General features: G+C 35.2%; 14 protein-coding genes and 1 pseudogene. 8 read left to right on the top strand and 7 right to left on the bottom strand.

All coding sequences use genetic code 11. The features are described from left to right. Nucleotides 1-8: 8 nt before the first annotated feature. From AC4FQ3_RS01580 to AC4FQ3_RS01550, 7 genes and pseudogenes are all read right to left on the bottom strand, one after another. Nucleotides 9-6,284 carry a HAMP domain-containing protein gene (locus AC4FQ3_RS01580; RefSeq protein ID WP_491180608.1) on the bottom strand — a complete coding sequence of 2,092 codons (6,276 nt, stop codon included), beginning with the start codon at nucleotides 6,282-6,284 and terminating at the stop codon, nucleotides 9-11. Nucleotides 6,285-6,493: 209 nt separating this feature from the next. Beyond that, the gene (locus AC4FQ3_RS01575; protein ID WP_491180607.1) at nucleotides 6,494-6,922 is read right to left on the bottom strand and encodes a response regulator; all 429 of its coding nucleotides are present in this window, start codon (nucleotides 6,920-6,922) and stop codon (nucleotides 6,494-6,496) included. Between the two features lie 4 nt (nucleotides 6,923-6,926). Then, nucleotides 6,927-8,369 carry an ATP-binding protein gene (locus AC4FQ3_RS01570; RefSeq protein ID WP_491180606.1) on the bottom strand — a complete coding sequence of 481 codons (1,443 nt, stop codon included), beginning with the start codon at nucleotides 8,367-8,369 and terminating at the stop codon, nucleotides 6,927-6,929. A gap of 139 nt (nucleotides 8,370-8,508) precedes the next feature. Continuing rightward, on the bottom strand, nucleotides 8,509-8,901 hold the full coding sequence (locus AC4FQ3_RS01565; protein ID WP_073393951.1) for a response regulator: 393 nt from the start codon (nucleotides 8,899-8,901) through the stop codon (nucleotides 8,509-8,511). 346 nt (nucleotides 8,902-9,247) lie between these two features. Next, a pseudogene (locus AC4FQ3_RS01560) lies at nucleotides 9,248-9,629 on the bottom strand (IS1595 family transposase); the annotation flags it as partial. A gap of 131 nt (nucleotides 9,630-9,760) precedes the next feature. Continuing rightward, entirely contained in the window at nucleotides 9,761-10,138 is a 378-nt protein-coding gene (locus tag AC4FQ3_RS01555; RefSeq protein WP_042563737.1) for a hypothetical protein, read from the bottom strand. 232 nt (nucleotides 10,139-10,370) lie between these two features. Further along, nucleotides 10,371-11,834 carry a glycosyltransferase family 2 protein gene (locus tag AC4FQ3_RS01550; protein WP_491180605.1) on the bottom strand — a complete coding sequence of 488 codons (1,464 nt, stop codon included), beginning with the start codon at nucleotides 11,832-11,834 and terminating at the stop codon, nucleotides 10,371-10,373. Nucleotides 11,835-12,190: 356 nt separating this feature from the next. On the opposite strand from AC4FQ3_RS01550, the gene AC4FQ3_RS01545 reads away from it, so the two are divergent. The 8 genes from AC4FQ3_RS01545 (at nucleotide 12,191) to AC4FQ3_RS01510 (ending at nucleotide 18,889) form a co-directional block, all read left to right on the top strand. Then, complete coding sequence (locus AC4FQ3_RS01545) at nucleotides 12,191-12,643, top strand: carboxymuconolactone decarboxylase family protein (RefSeq protein ID WP_491180604.1); 453 nt, start codon at nucleotides 12,191-12,193, stop codon at nucleotides 12,641-12,643. Between the two features lie 382 nt (nucleotides 12,644-13,025). Next, on the top strand, nucleotides 13,026-13,370 hold the full coding sequence (locus AC4FQ3_RS01540; protein WP_491180603.1) for a YciI family protein: 345 nt from the start codon (nucleotides 13,026-13,028) through the stop codon (nucleotides 13,368-13,370). Between the two features lie 161 nt (nucleotides 13,371-13,531). Then, nucleotides 13,532-14,770 (top strand): RNA polymerase sigma factor, encoded by a 1,239-nt coding sequence (locus tag AC4FQ3_RS01535; RefSeq protein ID WP_491180602.1) that lies wholly within the window; start codon nucleotides 13,532-13,534, stop codon nucleotides 14,768-14,770. A gap of 189 nt (nucleotides 14,771-14,959) precedes the next feature. Next, complete coding sequence (gene kaiC / locus AC4FQ3_RS01530; protein WP_073393944.1) at nucleotides 14,960-16,633, top strand: circadian clock protein KaiC; 1,674 nt, start codon at nucleotides 14,960-14,962, stop codon at nucleotides 16,631-16,633. A gap of 7 nt (nucleotides 16,634-16,640) precedes the next feature. Further along, on the top strand, nucleotides 16,641-16,940 hold the full coding sequence (locus tag AC4FQ3_RS01525; protein WP_318800110.1) for a circadian clock KaiB family protein: 300 nt from the start codon (nucleotides 16,641-16,643) through the stop codon (nucleotides 16,938-16,940). Beyond that, entirely contained in the window at nucleotides 16,940-17,239 is a 300-nt protein-coding gene (locus AC4FQ3_RS01520; RefSeq protein ID WP_463461282.1) for a circadian clock KaiB family protein, read from the top strand. The genes AC4FQ3_RS01525 and AC4FQ3_RS01520 overlap by 1 nt, the downstream gene beginning before the upstream one ends. A 2-nt stretch (nucleotides 17,240-17,241) precedes the next feature. Then, complete coding sequence (locus AC4FQ3_RS01515) at nucleotides 17,242-18,480, top strand: sensor histidine kinase (protein ID WP_491180601.1); 1,239 nt, start codon at nucleotides 17,242-17,244, stop codon at nucleotides 18,478-18,480. Between the two features lies 1 nt (nucleotide 18,481). Further along, a complete protein-coding gene (locus AC4FQ3_RS01510; RefSeq protein WP_042563728.1) occupies nucleotides 18,482-18,889 on the top strand; it encodes a response regulator in 408 nt (135 codons plus the stop codon). Nucleotides 18,890-18,939 lie beyond the last annotated feature (50 nt).

The following is an 18,939-nucleotide window of genomic DNA, read 5'->3' as shown; positions in this document are numbered from 1 at the left end:
TGAATATCTTATTTAAGCCACACACGCATCAACGTGGATAATTGTTCAACATTTACAGGTTTTGTCATATAATCTGAAGCTCCGGATTCGATACATCTTTGTCTATCGCCTTTCATCGCTTTTGCCGTTACCGCAATAATGGTCAGATCTTTATGTTTTTCATCTTTTCTAATACGTTTCATGGTCTCGTAACCGTCCATTTCAGGCATCATAATATCCATTAAAACAATATCTATTGCTTCGTCATTGTTTAGTATATCAATTGCTTCCTGACCGCTTTCTGCACTTATTACATCAAGGCCGTAACGTTCTAAGGCAGTGGTTAACGCAAATAAATTTCGAACGTCATCATCAACCAACAGTACTTTTTTGCCCTGTAATACATCTTCTTTCAAATAAAAAGACTCAATTCTTTCACGCATTTCGTCCGGAAGTTCCTTATGCACACGATGCATAAATAATGCCGTTTGATCTACAAGTTCATCCAGAGAATCAAAACTTTTTAAAATGATACTATGTGCAAACCTGTTTAATCTGGCTCTTTGTTTATTATTTACATCTCCTGCTGAGTGTATAATAATGGCGGTTTCCTGCCCTGCAATGTTATTCTCCAGGTCAGTAATAAGATCTAAACCGTCTGCATCCGGTAAAACCAAATCTAAGATAATACAATCAAATGATTTTTCGCTTATTAATGCAACGGCTTCTTTGGCTGTTTTTGCGCTTAAAACTTTAATGTCGCTACCGCTTACGGCTTCGAGTATTCGGTTAAGGTCGTCTTCATTGTCATCAACCACTAACAGGTTTTTTATTTTTCTGTTTTTAAAGTCGTGAATATCATTAAACAAATTGGTTAACGAATCATTTTTAACGGGTTTAAGAAGGAAGTTTCTTGCACCACGTTTAAGGCCTTTGTTTCTTTCATCTTCACCGGAAATAATATAAACCGGAATATGACGCAAATTAAAATCAGTCTTCAGTCTGTCCAGAATTTTCCAGCCGCTCGTATCCGGCATATTCAAATCCATCGTAATGGCGTGCGGATGAAACTGGTTGATAAAGTCAATAACATCGTTTCCTTTTGTGGTAACAATAGCTTTTATGCCATTATTGTGTGCTTGTTCGAGCATGATTTTGGCAAAAGTTAAGTTATCTTCTGCAATCAGCAATACTTTATCGTCCGGTTTAATGTCGGTTCTGTCATCACCCACTTCATCGACAAAAAACAAATCAATATCAGATCGATTAAATCTTTCTGACGGCAACGATTTAATGCGGCCTTTTAGATCTGTTTCTTCTGTAACGTCAATGTTTTCAATTTCAGCAATATGAACGTATTTCAACGGAAGAAATAAGGTAAATTTACTACCAATGTTGGTTTCACTTTCCAATTCGATACTTCCGCCTAATAAATCAGAAAGTCCGCGGCTAATGGATAATCCTAAACCTGTACCGCCGTATTTACGGCTTGTTGAACCTTCGGCCTGTTGGAAAGCTTCGAATATTATGTTTTGTTTTTCTTTAGAAATACCAATTCCAGTGTCTGAAATTTCAAAGGCAACTACCGCTTCTGCATTTTCTAGATTTATATTACTCGTTTTCCAGTTGTTATCAGCTTTGTAAATTTTCAGTTTTACTTCTCCTTTTTCGGTGAATTTGAATGAGTTTGAAAGTAAATTTTTCAAAATCTGATTCAATCGCTGCGAATCTGTTTCAATCAATTCAGGAAGATTTTCATCCATAATAATATTGAAACGTAAATGTTTTGCTTCTGAAATTGGGTTGAAAGTAGAAGCCACAAAGTGACTGATTTCATCAAAACTAATTGGGTTATAATCAACCGAAATATAACCTGATTCGATTTTTGACAGATCCAGAATGTCGTTGATTAACTGAATAAGGTCATCTCCGCAAGAGTTGATCGTTTTGGCAAACTGAATTTGTTTTTCGGATAAATTTCCGTCGCGATTCGCAATTAATTCATTAGCCAAAATCTGCAAACTGTTCAGCGGAGTTCTTAACTCGTGCGACATATTCGCCAGGAATTCAGACTTATATTTAGATGTCAAAGTCAGCTGATCGGCTTTTTCTTCCAACGCTTTTCTTGCCACTTCGACCTCTTGGTTTTTAAGCTCTACTTCTTCTTTTTGATTCGCTAATAAGAATGCTTTTTCTTCCAGTTCTTCATTCGTATTTTTCAATACTTCCTGCTGGCTTTTCAGCTCGCTTGCCAACGATTGTGATTGTACCAATAACTCTTCGGTTCTTGAATTCGATTCGATCGTATTCAATACAATACCAATACTTTCTGTTAATCCTTCAAGGAAATCTAAGTGCGTTTCGCTAAAAGTATCCAGCGAAGCCAGTTCGATTACGGCTTTTAATTGTCCCTCAAAAAGTACGGGTAAAATGATAACGTCTTTTGGTTTTGCGTCTCCAAGTCCGGAGTTTATTTTGATGTAATCTTTAGGAACATTACTCAAAATAATTCTTTCTTTTTCGACTGCAACCTGACCAATCAATCCTTCGCCCATAGCGTATTGCGTAGGAGAATTTTTTCTTTTGATATAAGCGTAGGATGCAATCAGATTCAGTTTAGAATCCATGAATTCCTCATCTTCCTGCAGAATATAGAAAAGTCCGTGTTGAGCGGTTACAACCGTTGCTAACTCCGAAAGGATTTTTTTTGTAACCGAATTCAATTCTTTTTGCCCCTGAAGCATTTGGGTAAATTTAGCCAAATTCGATTTCAGCCAGTCTTGTTCCTGGTTACGTAATGTTGTCGCTTTCAGGTTCGAAATCATCTGGTTGATCGTATCTTTTAGGGCCTCAACTTCACCTTTTGCCTCAACACCAATAGTTCGCGTTAAATCCCCTTGCGTTACCGCCGATGCTACCTCAGAAATTGCACGTACCTGAGTCGTTAAATTTGCTGCAAGCTGATTTACGTTTTCTGTTAAGTTTTTCCACGTTCCTGATGCTCCAGGTACATTGGCCTGACCTCCCAGTTTTCCTTCAGCTCCAACCTCACGCGCCACAGTTGTTACCTGATCCGAGAAGGTTGCCAGTGTATCAATCATTTCGTTGATTGTATCTGTTAATTGTGCTACCTCACCTTTGGCATCAATTGATAATTTTTGTTTTAAGTTTCCTTTTGCTACCGATGTTACTACTTTTGCGATTCCACGTACCTGACCCGTTAAGTTCGAAGCCATTACGTTAACCGAGTCTGTTAAATCTTTCCAGGTTCCGGCAACCCCTTTTACTTCAGATTGTCCTCCCAGTTTTCCTTCGGTACCTACCTCACGCGCCACACGAGTCACCTCAGATGCAAACGAGTTTAGCTGTTCTACCATCGTATTAAAGGTGTTTTTCAAATCCAGAATTTCCCCTTTTACGTCTACGGTAATTTGTTTAGAAAGGTCGCCATTTGCCACGGCTTTGGTTACATCTGCAATATTACGCACCTGATCCGTAAGGTTCGATGCCATCTGGTTCACCGAATCCGTTAAATCTTTCCAGGTTCCGGCAACTCCGGGAACGAACGCTTGTCCGCCCAGTTTTCCATCTGTACCCACCTCACGCGCCACACGAGTTACCTCTGATGCGAAGGCACGCAGCTGATCCACCATCGTATTTACGGTTTCTTTCAATTGCAGAATCTCTCCACGTACGTCGGCCGTAATTTTCTTGGACATATCTCCATTTGCAACGGCAATCGTAACCTCGGCAATATTACGTACCTGCGTGGTTAAGTTACCCGCCATCTGGTTAACAGAATCGGTTAAATCTTTCCAGGTTCCGGCAACTCCCGGTACATTCGCCTGCCCTCCCAGTTTTCCTTCGGTACCTACCTCACGCGCCACACGAGTTACCTCTGATGCAAACTCACGAAGCTGATCCACCATCGTATTCAGGGTTTCTTTTAATTGAAGAATTTCCCCACGAACGTCAACGGTAATTTTTCGGGACATATCTCCGTTGGCTACGGCAATCGCTACATCGGCAATATTACGTACCTGAGCGGTTAAGTTACCCGCCATCTGGTTAACGGAATCTGTTAAATCTTTCCACGTTCCGGCAACTCCCGGTACATTCGCCTGACCTCCAAGCTTTCCTTCTGTTCCTACCTCGCGCGATACCCTTGTTACCTCAGATGCAAATCCTCGCAGCTGATCCACCATGGTATTAATTGTATTTTTAAGCTCAAGGATTTCTCCTTTTACGTCTACGGTAATCTGGAGCGATAAATCTCCTTTTGCTACCGCCGTAGTTACTTCTGCAATGTTACGCACCTGTCCTGTTAAGTTCGATGCCATCTGATTCACCGAATCTGTTAAATCTTTCCAGGTTCCACCAACACCTTCAACCTGCGCCTGTCCTCCTAGTTTTCCTTCGGTACCAACCTCACGCGCCACACGGGTTACCTCGGATGCAAAGGAATTCAGCTGACCTACCATCGTATTAATGGTGTTTTTCAATTCCAGGATTTCCCCTTTTGTATCTACGGTAATCTGGCGTGATAAATCTCCTTTTGCTACGGCCGTTGTTACCTCGGCGATATTACGTACCTGACCGGTTAAGTTGGATGCCATTTGATTCACGGAATCCGTTAAATCTTTCCATGTTCCGCCGACACCTTTTACTTTTGCCTGACCTCCCAGTTTTCCTTCCGTACCTACCTCAAGTGCCACACGCGTAACCTCTGATGAGAAGGAGTTCAGCTGATCCACCATCGTATTAATGGTTTTTTTCAGCTCCAGAATTTCCCCTTCGGCGACAGCTGTAATTTTTTTAGATAAATCGCCATTTGCAACGGCAGTTGTTACCTCGGCAATATTACGCACCTGACCTGTTAAATTGGATGCCATTTGGTTAACGGAATCGGTTAAATCTTTCCAGGTTCCACCAACTCCTTTTACTTTTGCCTGACCTCCCAGTTTTCCTTCTGAACCTACCTCACGCGCCACACGGGTTACCTCGGCACCAAAAGAGTTCAGCTGATCCACCATGGTGTTAATCGTATTTTTAAGTTCCAGAATTTCTCCTGCAACGTTTACTGTAATTTTTTTAGATAAATCTCCTTTTGCCACGGCGGTTGTTACCTCGGCAATATTACGCACCTGACCTGTTAAGTTGGATGCCATTTGATTTACAGAGTCGGTCAAATCTTTCCAAACTCCACCAACACCTCGCACTCGCGCCTGACCTCCCAGTTTTCCTTCAGATCCTACCTCTACCGCCACACGGGTAACTTCAGATGAAAATGAATTCAGCTGATCCACCATCGTGTTGATCGTATTTTTAAGTTCGAGGATTTCTCCTTTTACGTCTACGGTAATTTTTTTCGAAAGATCTCCTTTTGCTACCGCCGTTGTTACATCGGCAATATTACGCACCTGACCTGTTAAGTTGGATGCCATCTGATTAACCGAATCGGTCAAATCTTTCCAGGTTCCTCCAACTCCTTTTACCTGTGCCTGACCTCCCAGTTTTCCTTCGGTTCCTACCTCTCTCGCTACACGGGTTACCTCAGATGAAAATGAGTTCAACTGATCCACCATCGTGTTGATCGTATTTTTAAGTTCGAGGATTTCTCCTTTTACGTCTACAGTAATTTTTTTAGATAAATCTCCTTTTGCTACAGCGGTTGTTACGTCGGCGATATTACGTACCTGACCCGTTAAGTTAGACGCCATTTTATTTACTGAGTCGGTCAAATCTTTCCAAACTCCACCAACACCTCGCACTTTTGCCTGACCACCCAGTTTTCCTTCTGTACCTACCTCACGCGCCACACGGGTCACCTCCATCGAGAATAAATTCAGCTGTTTTACCATTCCGTTTACCTCTTTTGCAATTCTGAGGAACTCTCCCTGAAGCGGGTTTCCTTCAATAGAAAGCGGCATTTCCTGAGATAAATTTCCTTTTGCAACCGATGTAATTACGTGTGCAATTTCAATCGTTGGATGTACCAGATCTGAAATTAGCGTATTAACCGAATCCACACAAGAACTCCACGAACCTCTCGCACCATCAAGCGCTACACGATTGGTTAGTTTTCCCTGTTTACCAATGCTTTTTCCCACTTTTTGAAACTCAAAAACCATTCGTTCGTTAAGATCTATAATTTCATTTAAAGTATCACAAATAGAACGTTTTACACCGCTTTGATCTGTTGGAAAACGCTGTGTAAAATTTCCGTTTTTAACTTTAATTAAAATTTTTAAAAATTCAGCATCTGTTAAAACAGATTCTTCGAACTCTTCATTTGTTTTTTTCATAATTCTTAAAATGAATTAAATTTATCTTTTGCCTGAATAGTTTATTGTTTATAGTTTGTAATCTATTGTTTATAGCTTATAACTATTCTATAAAATCTTGCTTCTTTGTTCTAAAATCTTTCTTCTAAAATCTTTCTTCTAAAATCTTTCTTCTAAAATCTTGCTTCTAAAATCTTGCTTCTTTCTTCTAACGCCTAACATCGAACTCCTCACATGCTTTCAATCAAAATCTTCCTTAAATGAAATTGTACAAAAGCATCCATAGAATCTGATCTTTTGGTATTGTCATTATAATTTAGAGGTTTTATGATATAGCCTGAAATCCCCAGTTTTTCTGCCGCAAACCGATCTTCTCCTTCAGAAGAAGTGGTCATTATAAAAACTTTCAAATGTTTCAGTTTTTCATCTTCGCGAAGCACTTTCAAAAACTCTATTCCGTTCATTCTGGGCATATTAATATCCAAAAGAATCACTTGCGGATTCAGGTTTAAGTCCGGATCGCGCAACAGTTTTAAGGCTTCGATACCGTTGTAAGCGGAATGAAGTTCATACTCAATTTCTAATTTTTTTAATGATCTTTCTACACTAATAATGTCGAGTTCATCATCTTCTACTAATAAAATGGTCGGCTTTTTCATAATTCTAACTATTTCTCCAGGTAAAAATAAATTCTGTACCTTCTCCAACTTTAGAGATCACAATAATATGTTCTTGTTGATCGTCGATAATTTTTTTAACAATTGCAAGTCCCACGCCTGTGCTTTCCTGCTCGTTTTGTTCGCGAAGTGTCTGGAATATTTCAAATATTTTTTGATGGTATTCTATTGCAATACCAATCCCGTTATCTTTTACCGAAAACTCATAAAAATGAGAATATTTTCTGCAGCTAATTTCAATTACGGCATCTTCGCGGGTGGTATATTTTACGGCATTACTAATTAGATTGGCAAAAACCTGTTCGAGTTTTATTCGTTCTGTAAATAATTCCGGCAAGTGGGTTATTTCTAATTTGAAGTTTCTTGGCACAATCGAATCTGCAATTTCATGCACCAGATTGTTGGTATTAATATGTTCGGGCGGAACTTTAATATTTAGTCGTGCATAATCTAGCAAACCATTAATTAGGGCTTCCATTCGTCTGGTTTTCTGCGGAATAATAGCTAAATATCTTTTTAACTCGGGAGAAAGTTCTCCATCCAAATCTTCTTCAATCCAGGTTATTACGTTATGAATTCCACGTATAGGCGCTTTTAAATCGTGAGAAACGACATAAGCAAACTTATTAAGCTCGGCGTTTCTGTTTTTTAGTTCGTGGATATTTTTATCGAGTTTCCCGGACATACTATTTAATGATGATGCCAAAGCCGTTAATTCATCATTTCTGGTATCTTGAATGCTTGTGAATTTTCCTTTAGAAATATTTTCGGCGAGACTAACCATCGAAGAAATTCGTTTGGTCGTAATTTCCATGATATAAAGCGTGCTGGAAATCCCTACTATAATAGTCAAAGTGAGGAAAATGAGAGAAAAAATTCGGGTGTGCCTGAGAGAAATAAGTAACTCTTCACTATGATGTTTTCTTCTTTTATATTCTATTCGGTCGAATCTTGTGAACTTTTTGGAGATTTCATCGTTGATATTTTTACCGATGTGTTTTTTTAGTGAATTTTCGAAGAAATTATTAAAAGAATTAGGATTTTGTTTTCTGGCCTGAATGAGTTTTTCAGAATAATGAAGCCAATTATTATGGAGCGTATTAATCGAATCAAAAATAACGCGCTGCGAGTTATCATTACCAATACGCAAATTTTGCTCATTTACTAAAAGCGGTACAATTTTAAGGCCTCTAAAATAAGAATCTAAAAAAACACGATCATCTGTAAGCAAATAACCTCTAAAGGCACTTTGCATTTCGATAATTGCTTTATGGGTTTTATTTGAAGTACGGATTATTTCTTCTGACCTGGATAGAAAATGAGAGTTTAACTGCACTTTTTTTGACATCATATAATTGGTATATGAGTCTGCAACAGAGAGCAAAATTATCAGTGTAAATGCTAAAAGGATTTGGGTGGATAATTTCATTTTCGAAAATTAAACATACATAGATTACTCTTGACTTATTTCTGTAAATAAAAATAGTAAAAAAAAACAGATAGCTGTACTTAGTTTTTTTAAGTTATCTGTTTTGAGTAAAATTATATAATTCGAAGAAACTAAAAATTCAGGCATGCTTTGATTCGTAAGCATACTTTCTTAAAATTTGTTTTAAGTCGTTAAAATTATTTGGTTTCGAAATATAATCATGTGCCCCAAGCTGTTTTGCTTCTCGTTTAATATCTTCAAGCTGTGAAGTCGAAAAAATAATAATTGGAATTTGCTGTAGTACGTCCTGTTTTTTTATTTCGGTCAAAAGTTCTAAACCGGACATAACAGGCATATTGAGATCAAGAAAAATTACGTCTGGTTTTATTTCCATCATTAAAAGCTTTTGGTAAGCTTCTACAGGATCATTTATTCCTGTGTATGAGGAATGAGAAACCGCATTAAGTGCTTCCATAAACAATTCGCAATCATCTAAATCGTCATCGATTTGGAGAAACTTTTTATATGCCATTGGTTTTAAATTTTTGGAATTTATTAGACAACATTCTAATGTTTTTTCCTAATATTTTGTGGTATTACTTAAGCATTACTTTATAAAAAATTCATGATGCCAATAAATAACGTTTTATGCTTATTGCCTCTTACCAAATGTAATAATTTAATTATTAATACAACTATTAACGGGCGAAATAAATATCTCCACAGAACATTTAGTTGTAAATAATTCCTGATTTTACTAAAAGAATAAATTTTACAGTTTTTTTTGGTTTTTTACTAAATACCGCTGTTCTTTCTTTTTTGAAGAATGCTGTTTTTTTCTATTTCTTTCAAAAATTCGCTGTCAAAATCAGCATAAGCTTTTAATCTGTATTTTTTATCTCTTGAGCGCATGACGAGATGAATTTTCTGAACCATTAACCAAATTGGTTCATAGCGTTTGTGCCCTAATAAATATTGAATTTGTAATGCCGAAAATTTTCGTTTTGAAAGTGTCATCAATTCAATACAAATCATCCAGTGCCTAAATGGTAAATTTGAATTTTCCATCACGGTTCCAGAACGAAGTCCTATTCGAGTGCCACATTTTTTGCACTGAAATTTTAAATCAGTTCTTCGAAAAGTGTGTTGGTTATGTTCGCATTTTTTACAATCCAAACCGCTTTCTAGACGTTTGTTTTTAAATTCTTCGATACAGGTTTCTTCATCCGGATATTTTTCAAAAAACTTACGTAACTCCATTTATACAATTTATGTTTTACGCATTAAATATAAATCAATCCGAATAAAGCAGCATTATTAATATTTGAATTTTAGGCAAAAAAAAGGGAATACACCAACAAATATTCCCTTTTCAATACTAAAAAATAGTATTACAATTTTTCTTCAATTTCTTTTTTGTATTTATTCAGAATAGATTTTGTCATTCCTAAATTTGCCTTTGTAGAATCTACTGCCAGATAGATAAAATAATCTCCATTATCTGATACATCAATAATATGAATTTGAGATGTTAGGGTGATCATTACATTATCAATTGTTTGTCCTTCCAGACTTAGTGCTTTTATGGCATTCATCTTTGCTTTAACTACTTCAAGATTATAAGCAGATGCTAATTCAGGATCAAAATCAGCCACTACAGATTGTGAGTGATATGATATTCCGCTTTTAATTTCAGCTACAGAGACTGCAATAAAACCTGGTACATTTTTTTGAAGATCTGCTCCAAATTGTTTTAAAAAATCAGACATGGTATTTTTTTTAGATTGGGTATTTGAAACCTTTTGTTAGGATTTGATGCAAAATTATAGATCCATTCCTATATAATTATCCGCTTTACGTACCTTGGGTTATTTTTTTTATTCAATAATTCATAATTCTATTGTAATACTTTAACTCCATAAAAAAACTCCTACTTTATCAGCAGGAGTCTTTCAAACAAATAATCTATTCTAATTTTAATGCAGTTTTTATTTAGAGTTTTTATTTTATTTTTTGTTCGGTTAAACCACGTGTTAACCAGCCTCTTTTATTTGCTGTTGCAATTGCATATGGCGTAATCCAGAATAAACTGAAGGTATAAAAAAGACTATATGAATATGCCCAAAGTGATTCTCTTAAATTATATCTTTTTGCATAAAAGAACACCGGGAAACTAGATACGATTAATATACTTAGTAATGTAGAGCTTAAAAACAATATCGGGTGAATGGCAATAAAAAAGAACATGAAGGCTAAAAATGGATAAGACATTAACATTTTTGTTGATTGGCTTACAAATAATAATCTTGACCCGAATTTTGATCCTTTTCTAAAATCTGTAAAAACAAATTTCGACATCATGATATTCTCACGCACATTACTTCTTGCCCATCTAATGAACATTTTGTATAAACCTGTGTATTCTTCGGGAACATTTGTTAAAACCGTAGCATTACGCTGAAATAATACGTGGTGACCTTGTTTTAAAATCATGTTTGTCATAGCGCGGTCTTCACCGATATCCGAAGGCTGTCCCATAAAAGTTTGGTTGATCCATTCGTCAAGACATCCAAAAACAGCCGTTTTACGATAAGCTGCTGCAGCACCCGGAGTACAAAGTACAGATCCTAACATACTTTCTGCAGAACGCATGAATTCAAAACTCATTACGAAACTTACGTTTAACATTTTAGGAAGAATCGCTTTTTTATTATTCAAAACCTGAACGTTTCCTGCAACTGCTCCACATTTTTCATTTGTAACAAACGGACTCACTAAATTTCGTAAAGTATCTGTTTTTACGATAGAATCGCTGTCTACAGTTACAAAAATTTCTCCTGTTCCTAATTCAAACCCACGGTGAAGTGCGTGACGTTTTCCTCTGTTTTCAGGCTGTTGGAAAATGGTTAAACGATCTCCCAATTTAATTTTTGCCTGCTGCATCCAATACCATGTATCATCTTTACTACCATCATCGATAGCTAATAACTGCATTTTCTCTTCTGGATAATCGCTGTTTGCTAAACTTAATAAAGTATCCCAAACTAATTTTCCTTCGTTGTATGCAGGAACAATTATGGTAGTTGTTGGCAACAATTCATCACTAACGGATTCGATTGGCTTGTATTTGAAAAATAAATATACGTTGTAAAGAAAAGCTCCTATTTGAAAGAAAAACAATAATATGGTTACAATCAAAAAAGGATAACCCCATGTTGAATTGATTCTGTCTAATTGAAACTGATCAAAGTCGTCTTGTAATAGATAAACTGCAAAAGCACCTGCAAACATTAAGATAAAAGTACCCGCAAGTACAAATAAATTTAATGGGTTTGATGTTCGTGCAATATTTTTAGTGGTAGTGTCGTTATTAATGCGAAAAATGGAACTTTTTAAAGTTTGTTCTACATTACTGGTGTCACTTGAAGAATAAAATTGTTTTGAGATAATTGTTTCACTTTCCATGTTTGTCTACTTTATTTTTTATCTGAAATGGCTTTTAATTAAATTGTGCCCTGTTTTATTAAAATTGTATACAGAATCACATTATCTCAGTAAGCAACCCTTATGCCATTATGCTTTTTCGCTGTTATAGAGCTGTTTACCTGGTTTCTCGATAAAAGCTTGTGTGTAAATTTTACACAAATCAAGGTACAGTATACACTTTACACACTAGTAAACACAGGTTATTTTAGAATTAAAACCGTATTTTGTTCCTATCAAAAATGTCGTTTGAAATATATTTTTATTTTTTTTCTGAAAATTTGTCCAATTCTGAAAGCTCGGTTGTCATTAGGGTATAACATTTAAAATTATACACAATGGAAACTAGAATTAATTTATTCGAAAAAGGTCAAAAAGCATTAACTCCTTTATTTGGAATTACTGTTTATTTAAAAAAATCAGGTCTTGAAAAATCACTTGTAGATTTGGTAGATTTTAGAGTATCACAAATCAATAGTTGTGCTTATTGTCTGGATATGCATTCAAAAGAAGCTTTGGCGGCAGGCGAAACCCCACAACGTTTGTTTGGTTTGAGTGCATGGAGAGAAACTCCATTTTATACAGATAAAGAAAGAGCCGCTCTTGCCTATGCAGAAGCCGTAACCGCTTGTCATGTATCTGATGATGTTTATAATGATGCAAAAGCACACTTTTCTGATGAAGAATTGATCGATCTTACTTTGGCTATTACAACCATCAATACATGGAACCGTTTAAATCTTGCTTTTCCAAACAATGTAGGTTCTTACAGAGTTGGGCAATTTGGATAAATAAATAAAGCTGTTTTTTATTTGAAGTAAAAGAGTAAATTTATGTCTTCAATAAAAAAACAGCTTTTTGCCTACATTATTTAAACACAGATAAAATTTTTATTTCACGCAGATTCTGCAGATTTAAGCAGATTTAAATTGGATAATTATCTGCGTGAATGGCTTAAATCTTTTTAAAATCTGTGTAAAAAATATTAGCCACAGATTCAAGGATTGAAAAGATTTTTATTGCACGCAGATTTGGCAGATTGAGCAGATTAAATTTTGAAAATTATCTGCGTGAATCTGCTTAAATCCTTTTAAAATCTACGTGAAAAAATATTCAATATTAAAAAGATTTTTAATTTTTAATTCTAAATTTTTAATTTAAAAACATAAAACAATGAACGAGTTTTTATTAATTTTCAGAAGAGATTTTACAACTAAAGAAATACAGCCTTCTCCGGAAGAAATGCAGCAGCATTTTCAGCAATGGCAAAATTGGTTTGGAAGTCTGGCCGCACAAGATAAACTGGCAAGACCGCTACAACGCTGGGACGGACAAGGGAAAATTGTAACCAATAACAAAAACGTAACAAACGGTCCGTACGTAGAAATCAAAGAATCTATTGGCGGAATGATTACCGTAAAAGCCAAAGATTATGACGAAGCTGCCGAAATCGCACAAAATTGCCCAATTTTGAATTTAGGCGGGAATGTAGAGATTAGAATGGCGGTAAATTTTTAAATTCCAAATTTTAAATTCCAAATTCCAATATAGAAGACTGGAATTTTTTTAAGAGTTTAGGCATCTTTGTCAAAGTTTTAAACTTTGACAAAGATTTACGGTTACAATAACCGCAGTTTATGTTGGAATTTGGAATTTAAAAAATTTGAAATTTTATATTTATGATGGAAAAAGAACTCATACCAAATTTATTCAGAACAGAATATCAGAAAATAGTTTCGGTACTTAGTAATCTGTTTGGTATTCATCATATTGAGATTGCTGAGGATATTGTGAGCGATACATTTTTGGCTGCAGCCGAAACCTGGGCAATAAAAGGAATTCCGGATAATCCGACTGCCTGGCTTTATACAGTTGCGAAAAATAAAACCAAAAATTATTTTAAACGAAATGATGTTTTTGAAAAGAAAATTGCAACTGAAATAAAATACAACACACCGCTTAATAATCCGGAAACGGAAATTGACTTATCGGAACAAAATATTGCCGATAGCCAATTGGCAATGATTTTTACGGTTTGTAATCCCTGTAATTCAAACGAAGCTCAGATTGCATTGGCGCTAAACTTATTATGTGGTTTTGGAATCAATGAAATCTCAGACGCTTTTTTATCTAATAAAGAAGTAATTTACAAAAGAATCAATCGTGCCAAGGAAAAACTCAAAGAAGAAAACATTAAAATTCAGCATCCCAATTCGGCAGAAATTAACGACCGAATTGAGACGGTCTTAAAAACGATTTATCTGCTATATTCTGAAGGTTATTATTCGACGTCACAAAATACTACTTTACGCAAAGATCTTTGTGCCGAAGCGATGCGCCTCACCTATTTATTGATTCAGAATGAAGGTACCAACTTACCTGCAACGAATGCTTTAATGGCTTTGATGTGTTTTCATTCTTCAAGATTTGAAGCGCGAACTTCAGAAAATGGAGAAATTATTTTGTATCAGGATCAGGATGAATTACTTTGGAATCATGAATTAATCGATAAAGGAACGTATTTTTTAAGTAAATCTTCAACCGGAAATACACTTTCTAAATACCATCTCGAAGCCGGAATTGCCTATTGGCATACACAGAAAAAAGATTCTCCCGAAAAATGGCAGCATATTCTGGAATTGTACAATAATTTGATTATTTTAGAATATTCACCAATTGTGGCTTTAAATCGCACTTTTGCCTTATCAAAAGTAAATGGTAAAAAAGAAGCCATTATTGAAGCCGAAAAACTCAATTTAACCGATAATCACTTCTATTATTCTTTACTCGGAAATTTATATACCGATGTTGACAATAAAAAAGCGCATCAGCATTTTGAAACTGCTCTTGGCTTAGCCAAAACAACAGCTGAAAAAAATATCATCAGTAAAAATATTCTTCAGCTTTCTTTTTTTTGATTTAAAAAATTCTTAATTTCAATAGTAATTCGAGAGTATTTGCATTAATCATTTATTATTCGTGAAATAAGGCAGTTTTTTCTAAATAATGACCTCAAAATTATTTAAACAGCTGTTAAATCTTTAATAAATGTTAATGTTAAATATTGTAGGAAAACGTATATTTGAGTAAACAGAATATTTTATATCGTGCAAAAACAAACAAAATCACATAGTTTTATTTTTCCAAAAACTCCTTCAGGAATAGACGGCCTGGATGAGATTACAGATGGTGGATTTCCTAAAGGACGACCAACTTTAGTCTGCGGTGGTGCGGGCTGCGGAAAAACATTGTTATCTATGCAATTCCTTATTAAAGGGATTACAGAATATAACGAACCCGGAGTTTTCATGTCTTTTGAAGAGCCTTCGGATGATCTTACATTAAATGTCAAATCACTTGGTTTTGACCTCGAAAAACTAAAAGCAGATAAAAAGCTTGTAGTGGATTATGTAAGAGTTGAAAGATCGGAAATTGAAGAAGCGGGAGAATATGATCTCGACGGTTTATTTATAAGATTAGGACATGCCATCGATTCGATAAAAGCAACCCGAGTGGTGCTGGATACGATTGAATCTTTATTTGCAGGTCTTGACAATCAGGCGATTCTTAGAGCTGAGTTACGAAGATTATTTCATTGGCTTAAAACCAAAGGCGTAACGGCAATTATTACAGGCGAACGCGGAGAAGCAACACTTACGCGTCAGGGACTGGAAGAATATGTTTCGGATTGTGTTATCGTTTTAGACCATCGTGTTATCGAACAGGTTTCGACCAGAAGAATGCGAATTGTAAAATACCGCGGATCGACTCATGGTACCAATGAATATCCTTTTTTAATTGATGAGGACGGAATTTCGGTATTGCCTATCACATCATTAAAACTGAATAATGAAGTTTCTTCGGATGTAATTCCTACGGGAGTGCCCGGATTAGACAACATGTTTCAGGGTGGTGGGTTTTACAGAGGAAGTAATATATTGGTTTCCGGAACTGCAGGTACAGCAAAAACAACGGTTGGATGTTATTTTGCCAATAAACAATGTGAAAATAACGAGCGTGTTATCTATTTTGCCTTTGAAGAATCACCACAGCAATTGGTTCGTAATATGAAATCTATAGGTGTTGATCTTGGAAAATATATCAAAAAAGGCAATCTGCAAATTCATTCTTCCCGCCCATCCTTAAATGGTCTTGAGCTGCATTTGCTTACACTACGAAAATTTATCAAAGATTTTAAACCAACTACAATAGTAATCGATCCTATAAGTAATCTTATTAATGTTGGTAGCGAGCAGGAAGTTCGTTCGATGCTGGTAAGGCTCATAGATATGCTAAAAGCAAATAATATTACGGCACTTTTTACTTCTTTAAACAAACAAACGGACAATTTCAGACCTGATCTTGCCGAAGAATCTGTATCATCTTTAGTTGATACCTGGATTACGGTACGCGATATGGAAGGAATTGGCGAAAGAAACCGAGGAATTTTTATTGTAAAAGCCAGAGGAATGGGACATTCTAATCAGGTTAGAGAATTTGTCATTACAAATAAAGGAATTGAACTGCTTGATATAGAATTAGGCCCGCAGGGAATACTTACAGGATCAGCGAGAAAATCACATTTGTTCAAAAAAACAATTTCAGATATTAAACTGCAAAACGAAATAAGCAGAAAAGACAGAGAAATTGAGCGTAAACGCAAAGTACTTCAAGCTAATATTGAAGCGCTTCGAAACGAATTTGAATCGGCAGAAGAAGAATTAAGTATCTTAAAAGCAACAGAAGAGTTGCAGGAAAAACTGAATCCTAAAAAAAAATAGCAATAAAATGAAAAAAGAAGCTGTAGCCGAATGGCAATTGTTGCTATATATCGCAGGTCAGACACCAAAGTCGATTAAAGCACTCGAAAATATAAAGAAATACGCCGAAGAATATTTGGCAGGTAAATATAGTATCGAAATTATAGACTTACTTAAAAGTCCTCAGTTGGCCGAAGGAGATCAAATCCTGGCCGTTCCTACGTTGGTCAGAAAATTTCCTGAACCAATTCGTAAAATAATTGGGGATCTTTCTAATGAAGAAAGAGTTTTGGTGGGGCTCAATATTAAACCTTTAAAAGTGTTATAATGAGCAACTCATCTGATGTTACAAAACCGGAAAAACATAAGTTTATGCTTTTTGTTTCGGGTATGTCTGTAAAATCAGGGCATGCAATTGAAAATTTACGAATAATATGTGATAAATATCTCGCCGGTAATTTCGAACTGGAAATTATAGATATAAGTCGGGATACAGAACAGGCCGTAATACATCAAATTGTAGCCATACCAACATTGATTAAGATAGGTCCTGCACCAAGAAGAATCATTTTAGGTGATTTGTCAGACAGGGAAAAAGTATTACAAATACTAAACTTAAGGGAATAAATTTGAGTGATAACAACAAACATATCGAATCTTTATTAAAAGAGATAGCAGCATTAAAAGAAGAACTTCATGAGTCTAATAGTATTGTTGAGGCCATAAAAGTAGGAGATGTTGATGCATTAGTCGTTAATAGTAACGGGATTCCGCAGCTTTATTCTCTTGAAACTGCAGATTATACTTTCAGGCTTTTAATTGAAAAATTCAGGCAGGGTGCTTTGAGTATTTCACGTAATGGTTTGATCTTGTACTGTAATGATTATTTTTCTGAACTTGTAGGCGTGCCTTCAGAAAAAATAATTGGTAACTATTTACAGGAATATTTTAATAATCCTGACCACTTAGTTTCTCTTATTGAAGCACTGAAATACGGTATTTCGACGCATGAAATTTTATTTAAAACCAATTATAGCACAAAGACTTTTCCTGCCTCCATATCAGTTACTGATCTTGAGCCTTCTGTACAGGGACTTGGTATTGTAGTAACAGATTTAACTGAAAAGAAAAAACATGAAAATGCTTTAATACAGCATCAAAAAGATCTTGAGGAAAAAATCAACGAATTAAACCGCATCAATAAAAATCTTGAAGAATTCATTCATGTAATATCTCATGACCTTAAAGAACCGCTTAGAAAAATAGTAATGTACAATGAAAGAATTAACAAAGCAGAACTTTCAGAAACAGATACTAAATATCTGAATGTAATGAAATTATCTGCTTTAAGATTAAATTCTCTCGTGGATGATTTGGTAAATTATTCCTCACATACTAAACAGGAAGAGCGTACACAGGTAAATCTGGTTGAAATAATTGCTGAAGTTAATGAGGATTTGGAAATTATTATTAATGATAAAAAAGCTAATTTTGAGATAGGAAAACTGCCTGTATTGCAAGCTTCAAAAGTGCAAATGCGACAACTTTTTTCTAATTTAATCTCAAACGCAATTAAATACAGTAAAGAAGATATTCCTCCTGTTATACAAATTTTTCAAATTGAGGATTTTGAATCTGATGATAAATTTGTAAAAATTCAAATAAAGGATAACGGCATTGGAATGGAAAAAAATCATCTGCTCAAAATTTTTACAATATTTCAGCGTTTACATGCTAAGAATGAATATTCCGGAAATGGTATTGGCCTTGCCATTTGCAAAAAAATCATGGAAAATCACTCCGGGAATATAACTGTAGAAAGTACTCTCAATCAAGGCACCACATTTAATCTTTATTTTCCAATATAAAATGACAAAATTGAACAATCTACATATTATTATTGCCGAAGATGACGAAGATGACGCCGATGTAATCTCTGAAATCTTTAATAAAAATCCTGATTTTGATAAAGTTAGCTTAGTGTCAAATGGCGAAGAACTTTTAAATTATTTAAAAAACACTTCCAACGAAACTCCCGACGTTATTCTTACCGATATCAATATGCCTATAATTGATGGTATTGAAGCGCTACAGCAAATTTTAAATACCGAAACATTAAAAAGTATTCCGTGTTTTATTTATTCGACAAGTATAAATCCTGCTTATAAGGAAAAATGCGATTTACTTGGTATAAAAGGTTACCTCATTAAACCCTATTCTATTGAAGGTTTTGAAGAAATTCCCAAACAAATCATTAAAATCATCGAACAGCAATAATAATATCTAAAGCCACAGATTAAAAGATTAAATGATTTTTTTTCACGCAG

It is taken from the genome of Flavobacterium sp. AK-345, from assembly GCF_058310175.1.
The sequence above is the reverse complement of the archived record's forward strand: the minus strand, read 5'-3'. Positions and strand labels throughout refer to the sequence as shown.